Annotated in this window: 1 protein-coding gene; it reads right to left on the reverse strand. The window is 45.1% G+C overall.

All coding sequences use genetic code 11. The annotated features are described in order from the left end of the window. A partial coding sequence (locus GCE9029_RS25645) for a recombination-associated protein RdgC (RefSeq protein ID WP_269449293.1) occupies positions 1-507 on the reverse strand: 507 nt, incomplete at its 3' end. Between the last annotated feature and the right edge of the window lies 1 nt (position 508).

A 508-nucleotide genomic window follows, 5' to 3' on the forward strand; every position in this document is an offset into this window, starting at 1 on the left:
TTCAAACCACAATTTGTATGACTCAAAAAACTCACGGATGGTTAATGACATAAGTGAGAAGTCAGCGCCCATATCGGATAGGGCTCCACCTTGTGAATCATTAAACGCCGATTCTTTTAGGGTGTCGTCGAATTTTACTTTCTTCAAAGTCAGGTCACTGTTCAACACAAAAGACATCTTGTCAGTCCAACGCAGTGCCAGGCTTCTTACCGTCATACCTTGTTCAAGGTGACGGGTCACGTCCTCTGTCAGCGGTTCGAGTGATTTAAAACGGATTTTAGCTTTGTCCTCTGAAGAATCTTCGATTTCACACTCATCGCCGGTTTCAAGGCTCGCTGGCACGTCGTTTTTCATCAGCCAATCGGTCATCACCATAGCTGGAGAGGCTTGTGCTTGCAGTGGCACCATTGGAAAGCTGCCCAGTGTCGTTTGCAGCAATTTGAACAATTGCTCTGTCATGCCTGCATTGGTGCTGTTAAGTACCAGTAATTTGGCTTTTAAATCAATA

Source organism: Grimontia celer (assembly GCF_900055185.1).
GTDB lineage: Bacteria > Pseudomonadota > Gammaproteobacteria > Enterobacterales > Vibrionaceae > Enterovibrio > Enterovibrio celer.